Source organism: Salipiger sp. PrR003 (assembly GCF_010500785.1).
GTDB lineage: Bacteria > Pseudomonadota > Alphaproteobacteria > Rhodobacterales > Rhodobacteraceae > Salipiger > Salipiger pacificus_A.
The window spans coordinates 1-5,631 of record NZ_JAAGOV010000100.1 but is presented as its reverse complement, the minus strand read 5'-3'; the positions used below and the strand labels follow the sequence as shown (position 1 = coordinate 5,631).

Genomic DNA, 5,631 nt, shown 5'->3' with positions numbered 1-5,631 from the left:
TGATACCGTCACCGATGTCGCGACATAGAATCTCATCTTGATTGTCGCTGCCGTCTCTCCCTGATTGTCGCGCTATAGGTAGATCGTAAAGTAGCCGCAGTGCGTCGGTCCATCCAACCTCGGAGAACAGTTGCAGAATCTCGACCAGCATCGCGCGCCTCTTGGGATCTTCGAATATGCCTCGATGGTCAGCAATGTATCGCTTCACAACCTTCACGGCGGCGGTGTTGCCGAGGCTCTCGTAATGATACCCCTCTTCGGCGCCCACCCCGGTGAGGATCGCGTGGATCGCCGTAAACACGGCTATCGGGTCTCCGGGCATCAGATGCTCGTACAGCTCGATCAAGTAATGAAGCGTTCTGGGCTCTCGGGACTGTTGGAAGAGCTCGAGAATCTCTGCATAGTCTGCCAAGAAACGCGACTTGGTGTCGGGACTATTCAGGCCTGGTCCATCTTCCTTGTCCTCCGCCCGGGCGCCAGCGCCGAAGTAGAGTTGCATCAGGGCGTGGTGGATCACACGCTCGGCGGCACTATAGCGCTCGCCGGCCGCCATCTTCTCCTCCTGTGTGGTCTCCGACAAAAGGATTGCGTGTTCCTTCGCCGATATCGCTAGCGCCGGCCCGAGAATTGCCTTGAGCCCATCCTGCGCGCGGTCGCACATGTCTCGGTCGCCTTGCTTGGCATCAGCCGCATAGCGGCCGAAGAATTTACCTCGCAAGTAGGAACTGTACGCATTCAGCGCATCTCGAAAGCGTTTGGGGTCGGTTGCCCATTCCTCGATCCAGACACGGGCTAACGGTCGACCTTGCGCCGCGTGCAGTTGCGCGGCCCATCGGCCGAGACATTCCTGCAGGTAGTTTCGGGAGCCGTCTTTGTCAGAGAACTCGTTGAGCCGCTCCTTCGCCAACTTCAGGACGAGTTCGCAGCGTTCTGGCTCTGCATGGAAGAACCGCCTCAGGGCTTGCCCGAGGTATGACGTCAGGATCTCTTGGTCGCACTCGCTGGCAGCGATACGCTCGCCCATTGCCCACATCCGGTCAGGAGCCGCTTTGCAAAGGACCTGAAGGTTCCGCGCGGCCTGCAAACGAACGGCAGGCTCCTTGTCCTGCAGGATCGCCTCGATCCTGTCTACGATCTCCGGCCGCTCGTCGGCGAACCGCGACGCCAGAGAGACCCATGCCTCCGCAGAGTATACTCGCACCGACAGGTTCCCCCAACTGATGCTCATCCCTTGGTCTCGCGGGTTTCCGGATACCTGCTTGAAGACAACCGATCCAGCACCGCGAACATTGTTTCCAGGTCAGGAAGGCCGTCCACACCCGGAGCGTAGTTCGGGCTGGAGGCGACGCGCTCGATTGCGTTCGAGATGTGCCCCCAAGCTGAGTGGTCAACCCGGCCGTGCAGTCCAAGATTGCCATCGAGTAAGGCCATCAGCGCCATTGCATCCGACCAAAGCGCCGTGAGCGCGGCCGCTCCGCCGTCATTCGGTGTGGCATTGCACATGGCGTCCAGCGCATTCGACGCATCGAGGACCATCCGGTTGGGACCGGCATCCATGTCGACTCCTTCTTGGCGCAGTCGCTCTATCTCCCAGTCCTCGTGACCGCCCCACGAGAAGTGGGAGGTTCGGATCGGCCGGTTCTCCTCAAGCTCCTCAGCCTTCTCCATTTGCCGGCGCAGATTGCGGGTGGCTGCGAGGGCAAGCTCTTCCTCGGGGATAAGTGCGAGCAGCCGGCCTAGGATGAGGCGCCACCGCTTCTGCCGTTCCTCATCTGGATGCCGCGTGTCATCTAGCCACATCCTCTCGACACGCACCTTCTCCTCCTGCGCCCGAGACGGCCAGGCCGCGACGACGAAGCGCACGGCGTCGCGGAGGGTGTCGCTGTTCTCGATCAAGTCGGGCCTCTCCGTCAGCGGCCAAACAAGGTCGCCGACCTCTTCGACCCGCTCGCTCGCGACACCGAGGATCCGGGTCCACACGGAAGCGGTCGCGTAGTCCCGCGATGCCGCAGCGACGCTCACCGAGAAAGCTTCGGCGTTGCATCTGCGCAGGAATGCCACGAAGTTTTTGAGGAGGTCGTCATCTCCTCCCGGTGCATCATGGTCTTCCTCCTCCCAAGCGTTGAACTCGGCGTCATGGCCGCGGAACTCGACCTTCGTGGTCCCGAGGTCAATGAGCACGGGTTCGTCGGGTATGCCGTAACCTTCCGTCGCGGCCCTACCGATGACCGCTTCGATGACCGCGCGTGTGCCATGCTCGGGCGAAATATCAAGGAATCTGCCGAGGGATTGTCCCAAATGCCAACGCGAGTGCTCGTAGTCCTGTCGCCGATTTGACGACAACGGCATGATCCGGCTCCGTGAGCCGCCGAGGGCAGATGTGGCGGTGTCCGTGATCATCTGGCCGTAGATGCAGCGATACACTTCGACGGCAAAGGCAGGGTCCGCCGCGGCGATCGGGAGGATCTGCTCGGATAGCCAAGGGGCCTCGCGGTCGGCGTACTGGGAGAAGTGCGGGTCACGCAGGATGCGATCAAGCAGGGCACGTGATGCGGTTGCGTCAGCGGCGAAGCTCTTCCCCACGAACCTAATCGCGCTGACGCTGGTCGCCTGGAGTGGCGGCGAATGTGACCAAGCAAATCCCAGCATTGCTCGCGCAGCGCGCCCGAAGACGTCGAGCAGGGCAGCGTCGGAAAGGTCGCCGTACTGGAAGATGGCCTGCATGAGCACCCGGGCGGGATCGAATAGCGGGAACCGGTTGGCGCGTGTGAGTCTTTCGGACAGGGTAGCCCAGGCGATCGCGCGCTCCGGCGTGATGCTGCGGGTCCCCTCGATTTCCATCGAGACGAAGCGACTAAGTCGGTTTAGCACGCTCGCAAGCGTCGCGTCGTCTGGTGTCGCCGCTACGCGCTCGATGAGCCCGGCGAGATCTCCGACGTCGGTCACATTCTCCGAGAGGATGCGTAGCGCGACGTTCCCGAGCACCGGATCGACTTTTCCCGTCGAAAATATTTCGCAAACAAGCCGCCAGCTTTGGGGCCGACCTGGTGCGTCAACACGCCAGATCCGCTCGATCGCGAACCGGAGCGCTGGCGCGAGCATAAGGGCGGCCGAGGTGTCTGTTGATTTCCACCCAGAACTGACCCGGGAGAGCGCGTAATTTCCATTGAGATTTGACCCATGTGACCCTCCCCGCGACGCAGCTTGCAGCGGGGGATTCCGGAGTGATCCACATGGGACTTTTGAACGTCATCCGCCGCATGGCCTTGCGGGAAAAGCTACCGATCCGAGAGATCGCACGCCGAACCGGCCTGTCGCGGAACACCATCAAGAAATATCTGAGAGCAGGCACGATCGAGCCGAAGTTCAACGTTCCGGCTCGGTCGAGCAAGCTTGATCCCTACGCTGAAAAGCTCGCTGCGTGGCTGAAGACGGAGGCTGCAAAGTCACGCAAGCAGCGCCGAACCCTGAAGCAGTTGCATGGCGACCTCGTGGCACTCGGCTACACGGGGTCCTACAACCGGGTTGCGGCCTTCGCCCGAAAATGGCGGGTAGAACGCCAGCGCGAACAGCATACCACCGGGCGCGGCATCTTCGTCCCCTTGTCGTTCCGGCCCGGGGAGGCCTTCCAGTTCGACTGGAGCGAAGACTATGCGGTGCTTGGCGGAGAGCGCACGAAGTTGCAGGTCGCGCATATCAAGCTGTCTCACAGCCGCGCCTTCCTCGTCCGAGCCTATTTGCTGCAGACCCACGAGATGCTGTTCGATGCCCACTGGCACGGCTTCCGCGTCTTTGGCGGCGTTCCGGAGCGTGGGATCTACGACAACATGAAGACGGCGGTGGACCGGGTTGGCCGTGGCAAAGAGCGTCAGGTGAACATGCGCTTCCTGGCCATGGCAAACCACTACGTGTTCGAGCCGGAGTTCTGCAATCCGGCGGCGGGCTGGGAAAAGGGTCAGGTCGAAAAGAACGTCCAGGACGCCCGCCCGCGCTTATGGAACCCCATGCCGAACTTCCCCGACCTTGCTTCGCTGAACGCATGGCTGGAACGACGCTGCATGGAGTTCTGGCGCGACACCCCCCATGGCACCCTCGCGGGCAGCATCGCGGATGCCTGGGGCTCGGAGCAAGCGGCGCTCATGCAGCTGCCACCTGCCTTCGACGGCTTTGTCGAGCAGAGCAAGCGCGTGTCCCCGACCTGCTTGATCAGCTTCGAGCGCAATCGCTACAGCGTCCCCGCCTCCTTTGCCAATAGACCAGTCAGCCTCCGGATCTACCCCGATCGCCTCGTAGTCGCCGCGGAAGGGCAAATTCTGTGCGAGCACGATCGGCTGATCCAGAGGTCTCACCATCTGCCCGGCAGAACGATCTACGACTGGCGCCACTACCTGGCCGTCATCCAGCGAAAGCCCGGAGCCCTGCGCAATGGCGCCCCCTTCGTGGATCTGCCGCCCGCCTTCCGGCAATTGCAGAGCCAATTGCTACGACGGCCCGGGGGAGACCGGGAGATGGTCGATATCCTTGCCCTGGTCTTGCATCACGACGAGCAAGTGGTGCTGAACGCGGTCGAGCTGGCGCTCTCCGAGGGCGTCGCGACCAAGACCCACGTCCTGAATCTTCTGCACCGCCTGATCGACGGGAAGTCGACCGACGCTCCCTCCATCGACCCGCCGGGTGCCTTGGCCCTCAAGCGAGAGCCCCGGGCCAATGTGGAGCGCTATGACGAGCTGCGGCCTCGCGATGCTGGAGGCCGCCATGCGTCATGACCCAGCCAGCGGTGCCATCGTGATCATGCTGCGCAGCCTCAAGATGCACGGGATGGCTCAAGCCGTGACCGACCTGATCGAGCAGGGTGCGCCGGCGTTCGAAGCCGCCGTGCCGATCCTGACGCAGCTCCTGAAGGCTGAGGTCGCGGAGCGCGAGGTGCGCTCGATCGCCTACCACATGAAGGTGGCACGCTTCCCGGCCTACAAGGATCTGCCCAACTTCGACTTCTCGTCCAGCGAGATGAACGAGGCAACGGTGCGCCAGTTGCATCGTGGCGAGTTCATGGAAGGAGCGCAGAACGTCGTTCTCATCGGCGGCCCCGGCACTGGGAAGACCCACATCGCCACCGCGCTCGGCATCCATGCCATTGAGCATCATCGCCGGAGAGTGCGCTTCTTCTCGACCATCGAACTCGTCAACGCTCTCGAGCAGGAGAAGGCCAAGGGAAAAGCCGGACACATCGCGGAGACCCTCACCCGCCTCGACCTGGTGATCCTGGACGAGCTCGGATACCTGCCGTTCAGCGCTTCAGGGGGCGCCTTGCTCTTCCATCTGCTGAGCAAGCTATACGAGCGCACCAGCGTGATCATCACCACGAACCTCAGCTTCAGCGAGTGGGCCACAGTGTTCGGTGACGCCAAGATGACCACCGCGCTCCTCGATCGGCTGACCCATCGCTGCCACATCCTCGAGACCGGAAACGACAGCTTCCGCTTCAAGGACAGCGCGGCCGCAGCCACCCGGAAAAAGAGGGAGGGAAGCCATGTCTTGACCCAATCATGACCCGCTCAGCATAATCCAAGGTGGGTCACTTCTCGATGGAAACCCCGGGTCATGTATGGATACCCCCGTTCGCGCAAGATG

The 5,631-nt window shown here is 62.2% G+C and carries 4 protein-coding genes; 2 read left to right on the top strand and 2 right to left on the bottom strand.

The window, feature by feature from the left end; all coding sequences use genetic code 11:
* The coding region (locus tag G0D83_RS29360; protein WP_203595679.1) for a hypothetical protein at positions 1 to 1,228 on the bottom strand (1,228 nt) is incomplete at its 3' end.
* Complete coding sequence (locus G0D83_RS29355) at positions 1,225 to 3,102, bottom strand: hypothetical protein (RefSeq protein WP_164198097.1); 1,878 nt, start codon at positions 3,100 to 3,102, stop codon at positions 1,225 to 1,227. The genes G0D83_RS29360 and G0D83_RS29355, both read right to left, overlap by 4 nt.
* A 131-nt stretch (positions 3,103 to 3,233) precedes the next feature.
* Between G0D83_RS29355 and istA the strand changes: the two genes are divergently transcribed.
* On the top strand, positions 3,234 to 4,766 hold the full coding sequence (gene istA, locus G0D83_RS29350; RefSeq protein WP_092431584.1) for an IS21 family transposase: 1,533 nt from the start codon (positions 3,234 to 3,236) through the stop codon (positions 4,764 to 4,766).
* Positions 4,756 to 5,550: an IS21-like element helper ATPase IstB gene (istB, locus tag G0D83_RS29345; protein WP_092431586.1), complete on the top strand. Its 795-nt coding sequence runs from the start codon at positions 4,756 to 4,758 to the stop codon at positions 5,548 to 5,550. The genes istA and istB overlap by 11 nt, the downstream gene beginning before the upstream one ends.
* Positions 5,551 to 5,631: the final 81 nt, after the last annotated feature.